The organism is Cohnella boryungensis, from assembly GCF_042651945.1.
Lineage (GTDB): Bacteria > Bacillota > Bacilli > Paenibacillales > Paenibacillaceae > Cohnella > Cohnella boryungensis.
In genome coordinates this window covers 127,044-146,677 of record NZ_JBHSED010000002.1, presented here as the reverse complement: position 1 = coordinate 146,677, position 19,634 = coordinate 127,044, and the positions used below count along the sequence as shown (strand labels likewise).

The 19,634-nt window shown below is 55.7% G+C and carries 17 protein-coding genes; 14 read left to right on the top strand and 3 right to left on the bottom strand.

Annotated features, from left to right (window positions below; genetic code table 11):
* Window positions 1-32: 32 nt before the first annotated feature.
* Window positions 33-593: a GbsR/MarR family transcriptional regulator gene (locus ACFO1S_RS01150; protein ID WP_204605712.1), complete on the bottom strand. Its 561-nt coding sequence runs from the start codon at window positions 591-593 to the stop codon at window positions 33-35.
* A gap of 260 nt (window positions 594-853) precedes the next feature.
* On the opposite strand from ACFO1S_RS01150, the gene ACFO1S_RS01145 reads away from it, so the two are divergent.
* The 3 genes from ACFO1S_RS01145 to ACFO1S_RS01135 are packed head-to-tail and all read left to right on the top strand — an operon-like array spanning window position 854 to window position 3,828.
* Window positions 854-2,083, top strand: coding sequence for a quaternary amine ABC transporter ATP-binding protein (locus ACFO1S_RS01145; protein ID WP_204605713.1), 1,230 nt, complete (start codon window positions 854-856; stop codon window positions 2,081-2,083).
* Between the two features lie 2 nt (window positions 2,084-2,085).
* Window positions 2,086-2,922, top strand: coding sequence for an ABC transporter permease (locus ACFO1S_RS01140; protein WP_378126086.1), 837 nt, complete (start codon window positions 2,086-2,088; stop codon window positions 2,920-2,922).
* Window positions 2,923-2,925: 3 nt separating this feature from the next.
* Window positions 2,926-3,828, top strand: a complete 903-nt coding sequence (locus ACFO1S_RS01135; protein WP_204605715.1) for a glycine betaine ABC transporter substrate-binding protein — start codon at window positions 2,926-2,928, stop codon at window positions 3,826-3,828.
* 175 nt (window positions 3,829-4,003) lie between these two features.
* On the opposite strand, the gene ACFO1S_RS01130 is transcribed toward ACFO1S_RS01135, so the two are convergent.
* On the bottom strand, window positions 4,004-4,168 hold the full coding sequence (locus ACFO1S_RS01130; RefSeq protein WP_204605716.1) for a transposase: 165 nt from the start codon (window positions 4,166-4,168) through the stop codon (window positions 4,004-4,006).
* Window positions 4,169-5,016: 848 nt separating this feature from the next.
* Here ACFO1S_RS01130 and ACFO1S_RS01125 point away from each other — a divergent pair.
* The 7 genes from ACFO1S_RS01125 (at window position 5,017) to ACFO1S_RS01095 (ending at window position 13,298) form a co-directional block, all read left to right on the top strand.
* Window positions 5,017-5,775 carry a hypothetical protein gene (locus ACFO1S_RS01125; RefSeq protein ID WP_204605717.1) on the top strand — a complete coding sequence of 253 codons (759 nt, stop codon included), beginning with the start codon at window positions 5,017-5,019 and terminating at the stop codon, window positions 5,773-5,775.
* A gap of 200 nt (window positions 5,776-5,975) precedes the next feature.
* A complete protein-coding gene (locus ACFO1S_RS01120) occupies window positions 5,976-7,544 on the top strand; it encodes a peptidoglycan DD-metalloendopeptidase family protein (protein WP_204605718.1) in 1,569 nt (522 codons plus the stop codon).
* Window positions 7,545-7,752: 208 nt separating this feature from the next.
* Window positions 7,753-8,493 (top strand): response regulator YycF, encoded by a 741-nt coding sequence (yycF, locus tag ACFO1S_RS01115; RefSeq protein ID WP_204605719.1) that lies wholly within the window; start codon window positions 7,753-7,755, stop codon window positions 8,491-8,493.
* A complete protein-coding gene (gene walK / locus ACFO1S_RS01110) occupies window positions 8,490-10,325 on the top strand; it encodes a cell wall metabolism sensor histidine kinase WalK (protein WP_204605720.1) in 1,836 nt (611 codons plus the stop codon). Before yycF ends, walK begins: the two co-directional genes overlap by 4 nt.
* A complete protein-coding gene (yycH, locus tag ACFO1S_RS01105; protein WP_204605721.1) occupies window positions 10,322-11,656 on the top strand; it encodes a two-component system activity regulator YycH in 1,335 nt (444 codons plus the stop codon). Before walK ends, yycH begins: the two co-directional genes overlap by 4 nt.
* Before the next feature lie 19 nt (window positions 11,657-11,675).
* Window positions 11,676-12,440, top strand: coding sequence for a two-component system regulatory protein YycI (yycI, locus tag ACFO1S_RS01100; protein WP_204605722.1), 765 nt, complete (start codon window positions 11,676-11,678; stop codon window positions 12,438-12,440).
* Window positions 12,441-12,497: 57 nt separating this feature from the next.
* Window positions 12,498-13,298: an MBL fold metallo-hydrolase gene (locus tag ACFO1S_RS01095; protein WP_204605723.1), complete on the top strand. Its 801-nt coding sequence runs from the start codon at window positions 12,498-12,500 to the stop codon at window positions 13,296-13,298.
* A gap of 16 nt (window positions 13,299-13,314) precedes the next feature.
* On the opposite strand, the gene ACFO1S_RS01090 is transcribed toward ACFO1S_RS01095, so the two are convergent.
* Window positions 13,315-13,515 (bottom strand): hypothetical protein, encoded by a 201-nt coding sequence (locus tag ACFO1S_RS01090; protein WP_204605724.1) that lies wholly within the window; start codon window positions 13,513-13,515, stop codon window positions 13,315-13,317.
* Between the two features lie 225 nt (window positions 13,516-13,740).
* On the opposite strand from ACFO1S_RS01090, the gene ACFO1S_RS01085 reads away from it, so the two are divergent.
* The 4 genes from ACFO1S_RS01085 (at window position 13,741) to ACFO1S_RS01070 (ending at window position 19,568) form a co-directional block, all read left to right on the top strand.
* Window positions 13,741-15,045, top strand: a complete 1,305-nt coding sequence (locus ACFO1S_RS01085) for a S1C family serine protease (RefSeq protein ID WP_204605725.1) — start codon at window positions 13,741-13,743, stop codon at window positions 15,043-15,045.
* A gap of 25 nt (window positions 15,046-15,070) precedes the next feature.
* Window positions 15,071-15,238 (top strand): CxxH/CxxC protein, encoded by a 168-nt coding sequence (locus ACFO1S_RS01080; protein ID WP_204605726.1) that lies wholly within the window; start codon window positions 15,071-15,073, stop codon window positions 15,236-15,238.
* 503 nt (window positions 15,239-15,741) lie between these two features.
* Window positions 15,742-17,493: an ABC transporter ATP-binding protein gene (locus ACFO1S_RS01075; protein ID WP_204605727.1), complete on the top strand. Its 1,752-nt coding sequence runs from the start codon at window positions 15,742-15,744 to the stop codon at window positions 17,491-17,493.
* Between the two features lie 53 nt (window positions 17,494-17,546).
* Window positions 17,547-19,568, top strand: a complete 2,022-nt coding sequence (locus ACFO1S_RS01070; RefSeq protein ID WP_204605728.1) for an ABC transporter ATP-binding protein — start codon at window positions 17,547-17,549, stop codon at window positions 19,566-19,568.
* Window positions 19,569-19,634: the final 66 nt, after the last annotated feature.

Genomic DNA, 19,634 nt, shown 5'->3' with positions numbered 1-19,634 from the left:
GGAACCCCCGGACGGTTAATTCTGTCGGACGCTTAGCTGTCCTCTCTAGGTACCCAATCGAAAATGTCCCCGGACTCCAGCGCATCGATAAAACGGTCGAGCCACTTATAGTATTGCTGGGCGTGCGTCATCTTCGCCATATCGAGCTCGATCTGAGCGGTCAGCTGCTCGTTATCGGGGTTCTCGTCGCGAAGCGCACGCAGCTCCTTTAACGATTTATTCAAGGCCGTCATGTTCATCTCCAGCGACTTGCGCCACTTGATGGAGAAATAATCGACGAAATTCTGATGCCAGTCCTCTTCCACCTCGTACAAGTCTTTCCTTGAGCCTTTGCCCCATATCTTGCTGATCATCTTCAAATCTACCAGAGTGCGCATCCCTGTACTGATGCTAGTCTTGCTAAGCCCCATCTCTTCTCCCATTTCGTCGAGCGTGACGGGACCGCCGTGAAAATACATCATGCCGTACAGATGCCCGATCGACGTCGTGACGCCGTACAGATCCATATTGTTGCCGATGGAATCGACGACGCGTCGGCGCGATTTCTCGATTACCCTGATCTGTTCTTCTGTTAAGCCCTCGATAGGCGCCATGCTGTACACTCCTTAATTACCGCTCATTGAACTGTCGCGAACCATTGTCTCCTATTGTAAAAAAGAGTAGCCCGTAAGTAAAGATAGCGCTTCGGGAGGAAGTTTGAGTAAAACGGAGCATACAGTAAAAAAAGTATGTAAAGTTAAAACTGTACGTACTATACGGAGCGATATCCGTTTTGACCCTCCCGACGGGAGAGGTCTACACTTGTAAAAGCCGCTAGATGAGAAAGATGAGAATGGAAAGAAGGGGGAGTTAGATGGCGATTATCGAAGTACAGTCGTTAACGAAAGTATTCGGCAACGATCCGAAACGGGCCTATCGCCTTCTGGAGGAGGGCTGGTCCAAGGAGCGGATCGCCAAGGAAGCCAAGCTCACCGTCGGGGTCAACCGCGTCAGCTTCTCCATCGAGCAGGGAGAAATCTTCGTCATCATGGGCTTGTCGGGCAGCGGGAAGTCGACGCTCGTACGGCTGCTCAACCGATTGATTGAGCCGACCTCGGGGAAGGTGCTGATCAACGGAAGAGATATCGTGCAGCTGAACGCCGAGGAGCTCCGCCAGGTGAGACGCAAGACGATCAGCATGGTATTTCAGAAATTCGCCTTGTTCCCGCATAGAACGGTGCTGGAGAACGTGGAATACGGCTTGGAGATTCAAGGCGAATCCAGAGAGATCCGGCGCAAGAAAGCGCAGGATACGCTTGCTCTGGTCGGCCTGGCCGGCTGGGAGGACAAACGTCCGGAGGAGCTAAGCGGAGGGATGCAGCAGCGTGTCGGCCTCGCCCGCGGCCTGGCCAACGATCCCGATATTCTGCTGATGGACGAAGCGTTCAGCGCGCTGGACCCGCTGATCCGCAAGGATATGCAGGATGAGCTGCTGGAGCTTCAATCGACGATGAAGAAGACGATTATATTCATTACTCACGACTTGGACGAAGCGCTGCGGATCGGCGACCGGATCGCGCTGATGAAGGATGGAGCCGTCGTTCAGATCGGCACGCCCGAGGAAATCCTGACCCATCCCGCGAACGCTTACGTGGAGCGCTTCGTGGAGGATGTCGACCTGTCGAAGGTGCTGACAGCCGCTAACGTCATGATTCGCGCCGAGACGATTGCGATGGATCGCGGACCGCGGGTCGCGTTGCAGCTTATGAGGGATCGCGGCATCTCCAATCTGTATGTCGTGGACAAGAGCCGGAAGCTGATCGGCGTTGTAACGGCCGAAGCCTCTGCAGAAGCGGCGAGATCCGGGCGGACACTGGAGGACATCCTCATTAGGGACATGACAACCGTCCCTCCCGAGGTGCTTCTCGGGGAGCTGTTCGATACGGTCAGCTCGGCCAAAATCCCGGTTGCGGTCGTGGACGAGCGTCAGCGGCTGCTGGGCATCATTATCCGCGGGGCCGTGTTGTCCGCATTAAGCGGTGGCAGCCATGGCGGCAGCGACGGCAATCCGGGCAGCGGGCCGGAAGCGGGTGAAGCGCCATGAATCTGGACCTTCCAAAAATCCCTATCGGGAAATGGGTCGAAGCCGGAGAGGCCTGGCTCGAATCGAACGCGGGACCTGTCTTCGGAGGCATTAAGGTGTTCATCGGTTCGATTGTGAACGGCTTGGCCGACGGCTTTAACGCGTTGCCCCCGCTTGTGCTGATTGCGCTGTTTACGGTGCTGGCCTATTGGATAGCGAAAGCTAGAGTGGCCTTGTTCACGCTTCTCGGGTTGTTCCTCGTCTACAACCTTGGCTACTGGGAGAACACGATGGAGACGCTCGCTCTGGTGCTGACGGCGTCGTTGATCTCTATCCTGCTTGGGGTTCCTATAGGAATCGGATGCGCTCGAAACGAGAAGGTGCAGAAGATTGTGACGCCCGTGCTCGATTTCATGCAGACGATGCCGGCGTTCGTATATTTGCTGCCGGCGGTGTCTTTCTTCTCGCTTGGCGTCGTGCCCGGCGTTGTGGCGTCCGTGATATTCAGCATTCCGCCGACCATCCGCTTGACGAATCTCGGCATTCGCCAGGTTCCCGGCGATCTGGTCGAGGCGGCGGACGCCTTCGGCTCGACTCCGATGCAGAAGCTGCTGAAGCTGCAGCTACCCATAGCCGTGCCGACCATTATGGCAGGCATCAACCAGACGATTATGCTGGCGCTGTCCATGGTTGTCGTAGCGTCGATGATCGGAGCGCAGGGCGTCGGGGTGGACGTATACCGGGCGGTTACGCAGACGAAGACCGGAGTCGGCTTCGAAGCGGGCCTGGCTGTCGTCGTACTGGCGATCATACTGGACCGGATCACACAAAATCTGGTGACCAAAAAACGAAAAGGATGAGTGATGAGTTTGAAAAAAAGCGTAAATCTGTTGCTGACTACCGTAATGGTCTTTGCATTCGTGCTTGCGGGATGCTCTAAGGGAGACAATGAGAGCAAAGGCTCCGGTTCTCCGGCGAAAAATAAAACCATCACGCTCGCCTATGTAGCATGGGATTCCGAGATTGCGAGCACGAACGTCGTGAGAGAGGTGCTGGAGAGCAAGCTGGGCTACAAGGTCAACATGCTTCAGGTCGATGCGGGGCCGATGTACCTCGGAATCTCTGACGGCAGCGCCGATGCCATGGTGGCGGCCTGGCTGCCCAGCACGCACGGAGAAAACTATTACGAGCCGAACAAGGACAAATTCGAGGATCTCGGCATGAATCTCGATGGAACGAAGGTCGGTCTGGCTGTTCCGACTTATATGGACATTTCCTCTATTGAAGACTTGAAGGGCGATGTCGGCCAATCGGTCAACTATACGATCACCGGTATCGAGCCGGGAGCGGGAATTATGACGGCCACCGCCAAGGTCATCGAGCAATACGAGCTGAAGGATTGGAAGCTGCTGGAGAGCTCCTCCGCCGCGATGGCCAAGGTGCTGCAGGATGCCTATGCGAAGGAAGAGCCGATTATTGTCACGGGCTGGACGCCTCACTGGATGTTTGCCAAGATGGATCTGAAATATTTGGATGATCCCAAGGGCGTATACGGGGGCGACGAGCAGATCCACACGCTGGTCAGACTCGGCTTGAAGGACGATCAACCGGAGGCCTATAAGTTTCTGGACCAGTTTGAATGGACGCCCGCCGACATGGAAGCCGTTATGGTAGACATCAACGGAGGCATGAGCGAAGAAGAGGCCTCCAGGAAATGGGTGGAAAATAACGCCGACAAGGTGAGTAAGTGGATTGACGGCATCTGATAGATAGAAAGAATGGAAGGCCGGGGACGCGCGGAATGGCGTCTTCCGGCCTTTCTATTTCATAAGGCGAGCCACGGTACACCCAGCCGTCTTCGCGCAACGTCGCTTGAAGGCGAAATGATGCTGAACTTGCTATATCAACTTCGATCTTTGGTGAAGAAATGCATTGCCTTTTTTAGGATCTCAAGCTCCTCTTGCTGTTCACGGTTCTGCGCCTCAAGCTGCTGACGGGGACATCTAACTCTTTTGAAACCTCAGACGGAGTCTTACCTGTTTCTAGCATGTGCTTTACGGTTTGACGTTTGAACTCCTCATCAAAATGCTGACGGATATCACCCATGACATGTATTGGTCGCTGTTACAGCGTGTCTACTTTTGAGTCTACATCCATGCGGAGCACAGTAGTTTGCTTTTACATAACTATCTGCCAGCTCGGTGCTGCTTCGGAGTGCAGTAGTTTGCTTTTACATAACTATCTGCCTGCTTAGTGCTGCTGCGGAGTGCAGTAGTTTGCTTTTACATAACTATCTGCCAGCTCGGTGCTGCTTCGGAGTGCGGTAGTTTGCTTTTACATAACTATCTGCCTGATTGGTGCTGCTTCGGAGTGCGGTAGTTTGCTTTTACACAACTATCTGCCTGCTCGGTGCTGCTTCGGAATGCGGTAGTTTGCTTTTACATAACTATCTGCCTGCTTGGTGCTGCTTCGGAGTGCAGTAGTTTGCTTTTACATAACTATCTGCCAGCTTGGTGCTGCTTCGGAGTGCAGTAGTTTGCTTTTACATAACTATCTGCCTGCTCGGTGCTGCTGCGGAGCACAGTAGTTTGCTTTTACATAACTATCTGCCTGCTCGGTGCTGCTGCGGAGTGCAGTAGTTTGCTTTTACATAACTATCTGCCTGCTCGGTGCTGCTGCCGAGTGCAGTAGTTTGCTTTTACAAAACTATCTGCCTACGTGAAGCCCGCTCGGAGCGCAGTAGTTGTCATAAAGTCGAACGATCGGCCGGCAGGGGTAGCTGAGAGCGCGATAGTTGGGAAAAGTTAAACTAATTGTGAGCTAGGAGAGGGTACGGAGCAGCTCCGAGTTGCGAATTACCCGTTCCTATCATCATCAAAGGAACCAAAGTGAATGTTTCCAGGGAGGTTTGCCCATACTAAAAGCTATGAAAACGATGCGCAGGAGGTAGCGGGATGTTTAAGTGGGTAAGCTGGGTCATCCGGATGGGGGCGACCGCTTTGCTGCTCAGCTTCTTATGTATATGGACGACGGGCTATATCGTGAATAGCTATATGGAATCGGCGGTAAAGCAACTAGGGCTTCCGTTCGATATACAGCCGATAGCGCTCAGCGGAGTCTGGGGAACGTTATGGGGAGCGGATAAGCCGGCGAAGAAGGAGATCGAAGCCAACCGCACGCCGTCGCAGGAGCGCTCCTCTGGAGAGCAGACGAAGGAAGAGTCTAGTTCTAAAGACTCAGTTGACGATTCTGATACGGACGAGATAGATCCGTCTTCAGGAGCCTGGGCGAAGCCGGAGAGCGAAACTTCCCAAGCGGAAAGTCAGTCGCCCGAACCTCCGCCATCCCCGAGTGAGGCCGGAGGGGCATGGACGGACGGCGGAGCAACGACCGGGGGCGGGGATGAAGGGGTCCCAGAGCAGCCGGTACAGGGCAGCGACGCACCGCAAACGGATGAAGCGCCGAACGGCTCCATACCCGTATTCCAGGCGGAGTCAGCCTGGACCCAATTAAGCGATGAGGACAGGCAAGTTCTCTATTCCCTGGTGGTCTCGAAGCTGAATCAAGAGCAGCTGCAGCAGCTGTCGGATGCCTTGAAGGACGGCTTGACCGCAGGGGAGCTGACAGGCCTCCAGGAAATGCTTAAATCGGCCCTTACCGAGGCGGAATATGCCCAAATCATGGGACGTCTTCTGGGACGCCAAACTCCTTAACTATTCGCTTGGTCAGACCTATAAAACGCTTACAATATCGCGGGCTCCCGGTGTTTATCGCCGGGGGCTCTTGCCATTTTTCATAATTCTAATGGTTCCAAATGGTTGATAGTGCCATTAGACCTATGCTAAAGTGAGGTACGAGCTTTCTGCCAAAACCGGGAAAATGAACACCGAAAGCAAGGGAAAAGGGGAAGATCATGGCCGATTTAAAGGGAATGGATCGAATCCGGAAAATCCTTGTCGCTGCGCGGCAAACCTTCCGGTTCGTTCGATCCGCTCAAGCACAAAGCAACCACTCTTCAACAACAAAGAGACAGACACATACAGGAATACGCAAATACCGCAAGCCGATTCTCATCGCATCCTGCAGTTTGGCCGTCATTGCCGCGGCAGGCATTCTTGGATTCAATTACGTAGAGGCAAATCGGGTAGATTACTATAAGGTCATGGTTAACGGCGAAGTCGCCGGAGAGATCAGCAGCCAGGACAAGGTGGAGCAATTCGTCGCGGCGAAGGTCGCAGCGCTGGAGACAGCCGATTCTCCGGTGCAGATGGTCTTAAACGATAACCAGGTCTCCTATTCGGAAGAGCGGGCGTATAAGAAAAAGACCGACGACGAAGCAACGTTGGCCCGTCTCGAGAGCATGCTCCAAACCCATGCGGTCGGCGTAGAGGTTGTCGTCGACGGCGAAGTCGTCGGAGTCGTCCGCGACGAGATGACCGCGAAGAAGCTGCTGCAGCGCGTCAAGAACAAATACGCGCCCGCCCGGCTGCTCGCGAAGAAGACCGAACCGGAGGTTCGCTCGTTGTCGGCAAGCACGAACGCCGCAGCGGACGCGGCAGCCGATGAGGCAAAGCCGCAGCGCGTCGTGACATCCGTCAGTTTCGCTGAGAAGGTAGAGATGGTCAAGGCGGACATCGATGCCTCCGAGCTGGCCGACCCGGAGGAGCTGTTCGTCGCCTTGACGGAAGGGGAGCCGATTCCCCGCGAGTATACGGTCAAGCAAGGGGATTGCATTGGATGCATCGCCGCCAAGCTGAATATTTCCGAAGAACTTATCTATCAGAACAACAAATGGATTAAGAACGACTTCATTAATGTCGGCGATGTCCTCGATCTGTCCGAGGAGGAGCCTCCGATTCTAAACGTGAACTCCGAGGAAGAGGTCACAGAGATCGAGACGATCGAGGCGCCTATCGAATATCGCAAGAATGATACGATGAAGCTGGGACAGCAGAAGGTGCTCCGGGAAGGCACACCGGGCAGCCAGCAGGTTACCTACCGATTGCTCAAGCGCAACGGCTCGCTGATCGAAGAGGAACAGGTAAATCTTAAAGTGCTGGTGAAGCCGACCGCGACGATCATTCTCAAAGGAACGAAGGTCATCCGGGGAGAAGGCTCAGGCAAATTCATCTGGCCGGTGTCCGGGGCACGCGTGACAAGCTATCAGGGCGCGCGCTGGGGACGGATGCATAACGGCATCGACATGATCGGCAAGAGCACCATTATGGCGGCCGACGAAGGCACCGTTGAATTCGCGGGCTACAAATCCGGCGGATTAGGGAACGCAGTTATTATTAACCATAATAACGGATTCAAAACCGTCTACGGCCATATGAAAAGCGTCAGCGTGAAAGAAGGACAGATTGTCGAGAAAGGCGATGCTATCGGAGTGATGGGCAGCACGGGCCGTTCAACCGGAACGCATCTGCATTTCGAGGTTCACCTCAACGGCAAGCTGAAGAATCCGACAAGCTATCTATAATCGAATGAATCAGGCTTCCTTGTCCCCCCTGTGGGGCGCAGGGAAGCCTTTTTTTGTAACCCTTCCGAAGACAGCACTGACCTATCGTGGCACAGAAGGCGACCAGGCCCGAGAGCCTGCCACGAAACGCCATTGGGGTCTTGACCGCATTATGGTAAGATAACATTAGCAAGAGGAATAGCTTCCGAGAAGCGGGAGGCGGTGTCAGATGCTAGGCAAAATTCTGGTCGTCGACGATGAACGGCCAATTGCGGATATTCTAAAATTCAACCTGGAAAAAGAGGGCTACGAGGTCGTCTGCGCCTTCGACGGAGATGCGGCTGTCCGGCTAGCGTTCGAGGAAGAGCCTGATTTAATCCTGCTCGATCTCATGCTTCCTATTAAAGACGGAATGGACGTCTGCCGGGAGGTGCGGACTAGGCTGTCTACTCCGATCATTATGCTGACGGCAAAGGACAATGAGATCGACAAGGTGCTGGGACTGGAGCTGGGCGCCGACGATTACGTGACGAAGCCTTTCGGCACTCGCGAGCTTCTGGCCCGCGTGAAGGCGCACCTGCGCCGCCAGCGCAAGGTGGAGGCGGTCCGCCCGGACGAGGAGACGCCTGCGGAAGCGGAGCGGCAGGGCATTAAGCTGTTTAACCTTTTTATCGATACGGATATGTATGTTGTCTATAAGAACAACCAGCCACTCGATCTGACGCATCGGGAATTCGAGCTTGTTCACTACTTGGCCAAGAACAGCGGCAAGGTCATGACGCGGGAGCATCTGCTCCAGGCTGTGTGGGGGTTCGAATATTTCGGCGATGTGCGCACGGTCGACGTGACGATACGCCGCCTTCGCGAGAAGCTGGAGGATGATCCAAGCCGGCCGGAGATTATTTTGACCCGAAGAGGCTTGGGCTATTTGGTGCGCAATCCGAAAATGACGGGCGGTCATTACGGATGAGAGGCATTCGCATGTTCCGCAGCATTCAGATCAAGCTGATTATGATGGTGCTGCTGCTCATTCTGATTGCGGTGCAGCTCATCGGGGTTTATTTCATCAGTACGATGAAAACCTCGCTGATCAACTCCTTCACCAGCAATTTGAATACGCAAGCGAACTTGCTGACGCTATATCTCTCTGCCCCAAGCCTTCCTTCGGATAACAAAGAGACCGGTACGCAGGCGGTCACGGAGGAGAAGCTGGGCACGCTGGTCAGCGGCTTCTTCTCGATAAGCGGCGCGGAGATTCAGGTGCTGGATGCTGCGGGCAAGGTTCTGGCGACGTCGAAGTCCTCGCAGCAGACATACATCGGACGCAAGAACACGTCCTTGCTCGTCAGCCGCGCTCTGCAGGGGGTTCGCGACAACGAGGAAGAGATTATCGACGAGGACAATACGCGCAAGAAGGTCATTGCCAAGCCGGTATTCAGCAACGGCAAGATAGTGGGCGCCATCTATATCGTCGCCTCGATGAGCGAGCTGTACCAGACGATGGAGGGCATTAACCAAATCTTCGTCTCCGCGACCTTGATCGCGCTCGGATTGACGGCGGTGCTCGGGGTGCTGCTGGCGGGAACGATCACGTCCCCGATCAAGGCGTTGACCCGGCAGGCGACCGCGGTAGCGGAAGGGCGCTTCGACGAACGCGTTCCCGTATTCGGCAAGGACGAGATCGGCCAGCTGAGCATTGCCTTCAACGATATGACCGACCGTCTGAGCGACGCCTTGTCGGTGAACGAGGAGGAGAAGGAGAAGCTGGCTTCGATTCTCTCGAATATGAGCGACGGCGTTCTGGCTACCGACGAGGTGGGCAAGGTCATCGTAACGAATCGCAGAGCGAAGACGATGCTGGGTATCTCGGAGCTGAAGGACGGAGCGACGCTGTCCGAGGCGCTCGGCATTGAGAAGGAGCCGATCGCCGAAGCGCTTCAAGGCAAGGAATCGTCCCTGCTGCTGGAGCGCGAGCTGGAGGAGCAGGCGGAGGATCTGGTGTTCCGGGTGACGCTGACCCCGATCCGCCGCAGGGATAAAGGAGTGGCGGGCGTTATCGCGGTGCTGCAGGATGTCACGGAAGCGGAGAAGCTGGAGCAGTCACGGAGAGAATTCGTGGCGAATGTCTCGCATGAGCTGCGCACGCCGTTGACCACCATCAAGAGCTACGCGGAGGCGCTGGACGACGGAGCTTTGGACGAGCCGCCGCTCGCCGACCGATTCGTCGGCGTCATTCGCAGCGAGACGGAGCGGATGATTCGTCTTGTAACCGATCTGCTGCACCTGTCGCGCTTCGACTCGCGGCGTAATCAGCTTCGCCAACAGAAGGTAGATCTGACGGAGATGCTGGAGGAGGTCGTGGACCGCTTTTCGTTCCAGCTGCGCCAGAAGGCGATTACGGTATCGGTCAAGGTAGAAGACCGGCAACAGAACGCTTGGCTGGATCGGGACGGCATTGATCAAGTGTTGGATAATCTGGTATCGAACGCGATCAAGTATACGTTAGACGGCGGTTCTATTGATATTTCGGCCAGAAGCCACGAGTCGGGCCAATTAGCCATCGCGATCAAGGATACCGGAATCGGGATACCGAAGAAGGACTTGCAGCGGATTTTTGAACGCTTCTACCGAGTAGACAAGGCGCGCTCTCGCAATATGGGCGGAACCGGACTGGGGCTATCGATTGCCCGGGAAATTGTCCGCGCTCACGGAGGGGCCATCGCGATCGATTCCGACATGAACGTCGGGACGGTCGTGACCGTGTTGCTGCCCATCGTGCCGGAAGGAAGTGAGAGCGCATGATCGAGAAGGGCAAATCCTTGCTTTTGTTTCTATTGGTTGTCCTGAGTCTGATGCAGAGCTATCTGCTGGCGTACAGCAAGCCTTTTATGGAGGCGAAGGTCAAGACGGAGCTGGATTATGTTAAGGCAGAGCCCCTGGGCAAGGAGGAGGAGGTTAAAAACCTCATCTTCCCGGAGCAGCTCGTTATGCATCTGGGCAGCGACAAGCACACGGTATTTTATCCGAATACGCAGCCTTACTATCGACTGATTCTGGATAAGCTGCAAAGCCGTGAATTCAAAGGGCTGCAACGCGACTCGGTAAATTCGGTCGACTGGGACCGGATCGGCCGCGAGGATCAGGGCGTGGAGCTGCGTTTCGGACGGGCGATTCCTTTCGAGATGCTGCAGAGAGTGTACAAGATCGACGGCGACTTTTTGTTCTATCGGGATTCCATTGATCGCATCTGGATCTATACGAGCAAGCAACGGGACGAAGTGCGGACGTTTTTCTTCAGCTCGGACGGCCGCAACGTCTACGAGGCGCAGAAAGCGGATTTGACCGTAGGGGATGTGGAAGGGTTCGTAGGCTTCGGCCAATATTGGGACCCTTACACGATCTATGGCGAGGACATCTATATTCCGGAGAAGCCAATCAATAGAATGCTGGCGATGGAGGTTTCGTTTGACCGCTATACGACGGCTCAGATGCAGGACAATCTCTTCTTCGATCCGGGAAGCACGCGAACGATTCAGGACAGCCAGCAGGGGCCGCAATTTTACACGGACGGCAAGCGCGCGTTGAAGATCGAGCAGGACGGAACATGGCTGTCGTATACAGATCCGGCGGCTCCGACCGAAGGGGAGAACGAGCTTGTCGACAACCTGATCGCGGCGGTCGGCTTCGTCAATCAGCACGGAGGCTGGAACGGCCAGCACGCCTTCGTTCAAGGGCTGAGCACCGAGGCGGACAGCGCGGTCATCCGCTTCCAGCAATATTACAGAGAGGTGCCGATCGTATCGGGGAGCGCGATTAACTTCGGCTACATGCAGCTGGGAATGAGGCAGGGGCTCGTAACCTCGTACACGCGCTCCCTCGTTACGCTGGACAACGAAGTGACCAGCAAGAAGCTGCAGCAGCTGCCCGGAGGAGCCGATCTGCGGACGATCATGAAGAAGGTCGAGGCGACCCAGGGCAAGATCGTGGCGCTGTTCCCGGCCTTCCGGCCGACGCTCAAGGAGGAGACGGTTGCGTTAAGTCCGGTATGGGCGGCGAGGCTGGCGAACGGCGAGGTCATCATCGTAGCCGATTCCGGGCCGGCTGCGACGGCGTTCAGAGGAGCAAACCGATAAGCGGGGAAGGAGGTGCGGGATGGACTGGAGAAGAGCGAAGAGCGTGCTGATCGTTTCTTTCCTGCTGTTGAATATCGTGCTTGGCTATCAGCTATGGATTGAATGGCGGGAGAGGCTGAATACGACGGTGAACTGGACATCCCTGCCCCCGGAGACGCTGCAGTTCATGCGGGAGAAGAACATTCAGGTGGACGATAACGCCAAGATTCCTACGGACACGCCGGCGATGCGCGAGCTGACCTATACGTTCAAGCAGCGGGCAGAGGCGGGCATAGAAGGCCGCCAGCCGATCGAGCCCTCTCCGGAGACGCGGATCGTGTTCGATGAAGAGCTGGGGCAGGTGCTTGGCGGCATCATTCCCGAGCTGGACCGTTACACCTTCGACCAGCCCGGAAGCCGGGAAGGGGTGTACTTCCTCTTCAACCGGATGGAAGGCGGCTGGCCGATGTTCGACATCCACTTGAATTTGTACTACAGCGAGCAGAAGATCAGGGCGTTCACGCAGGATTTGATCGAGATCAAGCCGTCGCCGGGCGCCAAGGAGCAGCAGGTGCTCCCCGCAGCCAAGGCGTTAGCCAAAGTGATTGAGAGGAACCTGCCTTCCGGCTCGGTGATCAAGGAAATCCGTCTGGGCTACCATGGGGAAATTTTCGACGACGCGGAGGTACAGGTTTCGGCGCCCTCTTGGAGGGTTTTGCTGGAAAATGGCGAAGAAGTGTACTACGTGAATGCGATCAGCGCGGAGGTCACGACAGAGAAAGGCGACGCGCCTGCCAATCCCTGACGCGCAAGCTTGGGGATAAGGCGGGAGCGCAGCCGGGGAGAGGAACAGTACGTAACTATGGGACTTCGATTCACGGTATTGGGCAGCGGATCGACTGGCAATGCGACGGTTGTATCTTCGGATGCGGCAACCGTATTGATAGATGTCGGTCTTAGCGGCAAGAAGATAGATGAGCTATTGAAAGAAAGAGAGATTTCCGGGGAAGATCTGGACGCCATATTCGTCACGCATGAGCATTCGGATCATATCAAGGGGCTGGGCGCCTTCGCCCGCAAGCATCGGCTGCCGGTCTATGCCAACGAAAGAACCTGGGGAGCGATGGCGAGAATCGTGGGCGACATTCCGGAGCCCAACCGCAAGGTTCTGCCGACCGACAGCGTGATGGAGATCGCCGACCTGAGAATCGAATCCTACGGTATCTCCCACGATGCGGTCGAGCCGGTGGGCTACTGCTTTCAGGCCGACGGCGCCAAGCTCAGTCTGGCTACCGACCTGGGGTACGTGAGCGACAAAGTCATGAAGCAGCTGCAAAACTCGGATGTCATGGTGCTGGAATCCAATCATGACGTCGACATGCTTCGAATGGGCAGATATCCGTGGAATATTAAGCGGCGCATTCTCGGCGACACCGGGCACCTCTCGAACGAAGCGGCCGGCGACGCCTTGTGCAGGCTGCTGACGGGGAGCTTGCGCAGAGTGTATCTGGCGCACTTGAGCCAGGAGCACAACTTGATGGATTTAGCCAAACTAACGGTGAATACAGTATTAGAGAGCAACGGATTCTTCTATCATAAGCACGAGTTCGCTCTGTGCGATACTTACCACGATCGGCCGACGCCTTGGGATATTATAAAATGAGAAAGTTATGAAAATTTTATAACAGAAGCTGCCGGTTCAATTCGGTCTCCATCTCGGAAGCCTTCAGCCGGATTTCCTCCGGGGTCAGCAGGCCTTTGTCCACGAGGAGCTCGATCAGCGTCGAGACAGCAAGGAGCTGCTTGTAATGGTCGTGCTTCATCTCCGAGATTTGGGAAGCCAGATCAAGGAACTGCCAGCCGAAATCCGCTCTTTTCATTGCGCATTCTTCCTTTCTTTACATGATAAAGATGAGTGAAAATCACTTGCTTGTCCGTCCTGAATCCATTAGTATTACTATTCTAGTCAGAACGGCTGGAAACATTCCTATAATTATAAAAAAACGAGTATAGAAGATTCATATTTAGCTAGGATAAGTAAGAGGAAGACCCGCAGCGGAGAGCGGGGGCGGAAAGCCTCCCTTATAGAAGGATGGTGCGTGACCATGAGCTTGTTCGATGATGATTTCTACTCCACGCGGGTGAAGAGGCGCTCGCGGTTCCTGTCCGGCTCCGAGTCCCGGTCGAGAGGCTACCGCCAGGGGTCTATGCTTCGCGTTGCTTTCATTTCATCGATTAGCAGCTCTCTGTTCGTGGTGATCCTATTCGCGCTGCTGGGCGGCAGAGCCGATTCGGAGCAGGCTGCGAAGCCGGCGCTGGGCGGCGGGCAGTCGCTCGTCGAAACCTCGGAGCGGATCATCTCCGCCTCGGAGAAGGTTCGGCCGGCGGTTGTGAGCATTATCAATGTGACGAAGCAAGCGCTGGAGGCTCAGGGGGGCGAGGCGCTCGAAGACAATGAGCTTCCTTACAATACGAATATGGGCTCCGGAGTCATCATTCAGAAGAAAAGCGGCAAAGCTTATATCGTGACGAATGCCCATGTTCTGGCCGACGCCGGGGACGTTCAGGCTGTTCTTGTAAACGGCGATCGCAAAAAAGCGAAAATCGTAGGACAGGACGCGGTTACCGATCTGGCGGTGCTTGAGGTCGACGACGCGGGCATCGATACCGTCGTGGAGGTCGGCAGCTCAAGCAAGCTCCGTGTCGGGGAGATGGTTATCGCCATCGGAAATCCGCTAGGCTTCGGGGACTCGTTGACGCAGGGAATCGTCTCCTCCACGAAGCGAATATTGCCGATCTCGATGAATCAGGACGGTAATTATGACTGGGAGCAAGAAGTGATCCAGACAGATGCGGCGATTAATCAGGGCAACAGCGGCGGCGCCTTGGTCGATCTGAACGGTAAGCTGGTCGGCATCAACAGCATGAAGGTTGCGGAGTCGGGGGTCGAAGGCATCGGCTTCGCCATCCCGGTGGATGATGCGATGCCGATTGTGAGAACGCTGATGGAGAAGGGTAAGATCGCCCGGCCTTACATGGGAGTGTACACGATGGATCTGGACCTCTATCTCGACAGCGCCGGTTCGGGGGATTGGCTGGATGAGGACTCGTCTTCCGACGAGGGCGGAGAAGGCGAGGATTTCGAGATCGCAGCGCCGAACATTCCGAAGGGAATTACCGAAGGCGTGATCGTGCTGGAGGCGGTCGGACCGTCTCTCGATGCGGGTCTGGCCTTCAACGACATCATCGTCGCGCTTGACGGGCAGGCCATCGAGAGCACGCTGCAGCTTCGCAAGCATCTGTACAATACCAAGAAAATCGGAGAGTCGGTCAAGGTTACTTATTACCGCGACGGCAAGAAGATGACGCTGGACGTGAAGCTGGCGGAGAAAACGGAAGAGCAGGAATAGAAACGGGCGGAAGGGAAAGACATCGATGTATTGCGTATGCCGTGAGCATGTGGAATTAGCGATAGACAAATTCGTGGATGAATATGAGGACGCGCCTGATCTGGTCAATCTGCAGACGACCGTCTTCTCGGCCTGGACTCCGCCGCAGCAATGCGAATGGTGCGAGAACGCGGCTGAGGTGCTGGTCGTATAGGCGACGCATGCCGCAGCGTCAAAGTTTCCGTTGTACGATGTTTTCCCTGCAAGGCTTTAGAAGAAAACAAATTAAATACCATTTTCCCGTTGACAGCATTTGGGGGGCGATGGTAAAGTGACAAATATACTTTGATGAACGGAAAGGAGGGTTACGGACATGAGGAGCATTAACTTCGACAGGTTTAATCATGCTGCAGATCATGGAATGCTTTTCGGCGCCAACGGCGCAGTTAATGCTTGTCATGAACGTAACCCTCTGGCGAATCACTACTGATTAAAGGACCGGCAATGGATCATTGTTCGGGACGAATGGGTAGGGCGCATGGTTACGTAACGTAATCGTGCGCCTTTTATATTCACATGGCGAGCTGTCGGGACGGTCTTGTGCAGAGACTCCGCGATTCGGCTGTGTGATGAGGACGGAGTTCGTCCTCAAGGCGTATCGTTTACGACGGTATGCCTTTTTTTGTTCTTCATGCAGAAGGGTGTGAATACGGATCGATGTTTAGCGTGCTAAAGAAGTTGAGCTGGTTTTTTAGAATGGAATGGAAGAGGTACACGATAGCCATTGTGCTGCTGACGGTTGTGGGCATTATCGACGTTCTGCCGCCCAAGCTGATCGGAATTGCCATTGACGGCATTCAGCAGGAAACGTTGACTGCGGGAAGAATGGTCGAGCTGCTGCTATTCTGGGTCGGGCTGACGGTCGCAAGCTACGGATTAAGCTACATTTGGCTGCACAAGCTGTTCGGCGGCGCATTCGTCATGGAGCGGCTGCTTCGTTCGAGACTGATGAGGCATCTGTTGAAAATGAGTCCGACGTTCTACGAGCGCAATCGGACCGGGGATCTCATGGCTAGGGCGACGAATGATCTGGGCGCGGTGTCGGTGACGGCGGGGTTCGGGATTCTGACGCTCGTCGATTCAACGCTGTTCATGCTCACGATCCTCGTGATGATGGCCGGCTTTATCAGCTGGAAGCTGACGCTGGTGGCGTTGCTGCCCCTGCCGGTGATGGCGCTGCTCATGCAGCACTTCGGCAAAAAAATTCACGAGCGGTTTATTAAGGCTCAGAACGCCTTCGGAGGGCTGAACGACCAGGTTCTCGAATCGGTGTCCGGGGTACGGGTCATCCGGGCGTTCGTTCAGGAGGATGCGGACCGGAAGCGATTCAGCGAGTCGACGGACACCGTGTTTAACAACAATGTCAGGGTGGCCAAGATCGACGCCCTGTTCGAGCCGACGGTGAAAATCCTGGTCGGATTGAGCTATTTGATCGGCCTGTGCTATGGTGCGGCGCTCGTATTCAACGGGGAAATCACGCTGGGCGAGATGGTATCGTTCAACATGTTCCTCGGAATGCTCATCTGGCCGATGTTCGCCATCGGCGAGCTGATCAACATCATGCAGCGAGGAAACGCTTCTCTTGACCGTATTAACGAGACGTTGGGAGCTCCAGCCGACGTGAAGGAGTCGGAGCAGCCTATCCAGGTGGAGGTGCCGGAGTCGATCGTCTTCGATCGCGTGCGCTTCCGTTACCCGACCTCATCTGTCGACAATCTTACGGATATCTCCTTTGCGCTTCGCCGGGGACAGACGCTTGGCGTAGTGGGCCGAACGGGGAGCGGGAAGACAACGCTGCTGAAGCAGCTGCTGCGGGAATATCCGAAGGGCGAGGGGGCGCTTACGGTGGGCGCCGTTCCGCTGACGGAGCTGGAGCTGGACCGTCTGCGCAGCTGGATCGGATATGTGCCTCAGCAGCCGATTCTGTTCAGCAAAACGATTCGCGAGAACATCTGGTTCGGCACGACGGACGAAGCGGTCGATGAGGAGCGGATGAACCGGGCGCTGGAGCTGGCCTCGTTCCGCAAGGACGTTGCCTTTTTGCCCGAAGGACTGGAGACGATCGTAGGAGAGAAGGGCGTCGCGCTGTCCGGGGGACAGAAGCAGCGGGTCAGCATCGCCAGAGCGGTCATCGCCGATCCCGAGATTCTTATTCTCGACGATGCGTTGTCCGCGGTGGATGCCAAGACGGAGACGGAGATTCTGGAAGGGATTCGAACGGAGCGTCAGGGCAAAACCACGATCATTACGACGCATCGGCTGACGGCTGTTCAGCATGCCGATTGGATCGTTGTGCTGGATGAGGGCCGGATCGCGGAAGAAGGCACTCACGAGCAGCTTCTGCGGCTTGATGGCTGGTATAAGGAGCAATATGACCGGCAGCAGCTCGCCGCGACGACGGAAGGCTGAGCAGGTCGCACATAGATAGAGAGTCTATAAGGAAATGCAGGTGAATCGAACTTATGGGTCAAAACGGCAAAAGATTATTTAAATACGCTTGGAGCTACAAAAGACCGATTCTGCTGGCGCTGACGCTGCTTCTGCTGGCGGTAGGCGTCGAGCTGGTGGGGCCGTTCCTCGCCAAAAGAATGATCGATACGAACATTATGGGAATCGAGAAAAACTGGTACGAAGCCAAGCAGGATGCGAAATATGGGGTATACCACGACGGCTCTTGGTATCAGCGGGAGGATCATTTCGCGGCGGGCGAGGCGAAAGGCCGCGAGGTTCGCGTGCTTCAGACCGGGCGGAGCTACTATTTCGTCGATGCGGCCGACGTGCCGAATACCGGGAAGCGAACGTTCGAAGGGAATTCCTTGTCCATCGCTATGGAAGACGGCACCGTATGGGAATTTCCGGCGAAGAAGCTGTCGGCGGGCGAGGTGTATGAATTTTACAAGCCGGAATTCCGCAGTATTATCGTGCTGGCGATTACGTACATCGGCTTGCTGCTGGTCGGAGGCGTTCTCGCCTATTGGCAGAGATTGCTGCTGCAGGTGTCCGCGAACCGGATCATTCGGCAGATGCGCAACGACGTATTCCGCCACATCCAGCGTCTTCCGGTGCAATACTTCGATAATCTGCCGGCAGGCAAGGTGGTTGCCCGGGTCACGAACGATACGGAAGCGATTCGCGAGCTGTACGTATCGGTTCTGGCGAACTTTTTCTCCGGCGTTATCTATATCGTAGCCATTATCGGAGCCGTATTCCTGCTGGATGTGAACCTAGCGCTGATCGCGCTGCCGTTCATTCCGATTCTTTACTTGTGGATTATCGTCTACCGCAAGTTCGCGGGCAAATACAATCACGTCATTCGCTCGCGGCTCAGCGACATTAACGGAATGATCAACGAATCGATTCACGGTATGCCGATCATCCAGGCCTTCCGCAAGGAAAAGGAGACGATGAACGAGTTTCACGTCATGAACGACGAGTATTTCAAGTATCAGAACAAGATGCTGACCCTGAATTCTCTCACGACGCACAATCTGGTCAATGTGTTCCGGAACGTGCTGTTTATTGCGGTCGTCTGGATGTTCGCCGGGGATTGGCTGGGTACGGCCGTTACCGTCGGCGTTCTGTACGCGTTCATCGACTACATGAGCCGGATGATGCAGCCGATTGTCGGCATCGTTAGCCAGCTCTCCAATCTGGAGGTGGCCAGAGTGTCGGCGGAGCGGGTATTCAGCCTGCTCGACGAGCCGGGCATCGAGGTGTCCAATGGCCGAATCGCCCGCTACCAAGGCAATGTGGCGTTCGAGGACGTCACGTTCGGGTATAAGCCAGGCGAGGATGTGCTGAAGGAGATTTCCTTCCAGGCGAAGCAAGGACAGACCGTCGCCCTGGTCGGGCATACGGGGTCCGGCAAAAGCTCGATCCTGAACCTTCTGTTCCGGTTCTACGATGTAGAGCGGGGAACGATCTCCATAGACGGAGTCGATGTGAGAGACATGTCCAAGCAGGAGCTTCGCCAGCATATGGGGATCGTGCTGCAGGACCCGTTCCTGTTCACGGGCACGATCGCTTCCAATGTGAGTCTGGACGACCCTGCGATTACGCGGGAGAAGGTGGAGCAGTCGCTGCGCGACGTCGGCGCGTACGAGATGTTCATGCAGCTGCCGGAGGGTCTGGATGAGCCGGTCATCGAGAAGGGCAGCACGCTGTCCGCCGGTCAGCGGCAGCTGATCTCGTTCGCGCGGGCGTTGGCGTTCGACCCGGCGATTCTTATCCTTGACGAAGCGACCGCGAGCATCGATACGGAGACGGAGGCGATCATTCAGGCGGCTCTGGACGTGCTGAAGCGAGGGCGGACTACGTTCGTCATCGCCCACCGGCTGTCGACGATTCGCGCAGCCGACCAGATCCTCGTACTCGACCGCGGCCGAATAGTAGAACGCGGCAGCCACGATGAATTGATGCAGCAGGGCGGCAAGTACTATGCGATGTATCAGCTGCAATTAGGAGCTGCCGAGGGCGTGGCGTAAGAGCAAGAGGAAGCGAGGGCTTCGCGAGGGATCGCGGAGCTTTTTTGCTTGGGCGTGCCTGCCATT

Excerpts from the sequence above, each read along its gene's own strand:
- ACFO1S_RS01085 (WP_204605725.1), top strand. The coding sequence starts at position 13,741 with ATGAGCTTGTTCGATGATGATTTCTACTCCACGCGGGTGAAGAGGCGC.
- ACFO1S_RS01145 (WP_204605713.1), top strand. The coding sequence starts at position 854 with ATGGCGATTATCGAAGTACAGTCGTTAACGAAAGTATTCGGCAACGAT.
- walK (WP_204605720.1), top strand. The coding sequence starts at position 8,490 with ATGAGAGGCATTCGCATGTTCCGCAGCATTCAGATCAAGCTGATTATG.
- ACFO1S_RS01130 (WP_204605716.1), bottom strand. The coding sequence starts at position 4,168 with ATGGGTGATATCCGTCAGCATTTTGATGAGGAGTTCAAACGTCAAACC.
- ACFO1S_RS01075 (WP_204605727.1), top strand. The coding sequence starts at position 15,742 with ATGTTTAGCGTGCTAAAGAAGTTGAGCTGGTTTTTTAGAATGGAATGG.
- ACFO1S_RS01090 (WP_204605724.1), bottom strand. The coding sequence starts at position 13,515 with ATGAAAAGAGCGGATTTCGGCTGGCAGTTCCTTGATCTGGCTTCCCAA.
- ACFO1S_RS01135 (WP_204605715.1), top strand. The coding sequence starts at position 2,926 with ATGAGTTTGAAAAAAAGCGTAAATCTGTTGCTGACTACCGTAATGGTC.
- yycF (WP_204605719.1), top strand. The coding sequence starts at position 7,753 with ATGCTAGGCAAAATTCTGGTCGTCGACGATGAACGGCCAATTGCGGAT.
- ACFO1S_RS01120 (WP_204605718.1), top strand. The coding sequence starts at position 5,976 with ATGGCCGATTTAAAGGGAATGGATCGAATCCGGAAAATCCTTGTCGCT.
- ACFO1S_RS01070 (WP_204605728.1), top strand. The coding sequence starts at position 17,547 with ATGGGTCAAAACGGCAAAAGATTATTTAAATACGCTTGGAGCTACAAA.
- yycI (WP_204605722.1), top strand. The coding sequence starts at position 11,676 with ATGGACTGGAGAAGAGCGAAGAGCGTGCTGATCGTTTCTTTCCTGCTG.
- ACFO1S_RS01150 (WP_204605712.1), bottom strand. The coding sequence starts at position 593 with ATGGCGCCTATCGAGGGCTTAACAGAAGAACAGATCAGGGTAATCGAG.
- ACFO1S_RS01125 (WP_204605717.1), top strand. The coding sequence starts at position 5,017 with ATGTTTAAGTGGGTAAGCTGGGTCATCCGGATGGGGGCGACCGCTTTG.
- yycH (WP_204605721.1), top strand. The coding sequence starts at position 10,322 with ATGATCGAGAAGGGCAAATCCTTGCTTTTGTTTCTATTGGTTGTCCTG.
- ACFO1S_RS01080 (WP_204605726.1), top strand. The coding sequence starts at position 15,071 with ATGTATTGCGTATGCCGTGAGCATGTGGAATTAGCGATAGACAAATTC.
- ACFO1S_RS01095 (WP_204605723.1), top strand. The coding sequence starts at position 12,498 with ATGGGACTTCGATTCACGGTATTGGGCAGCGGATCGACTGGCAATGCG.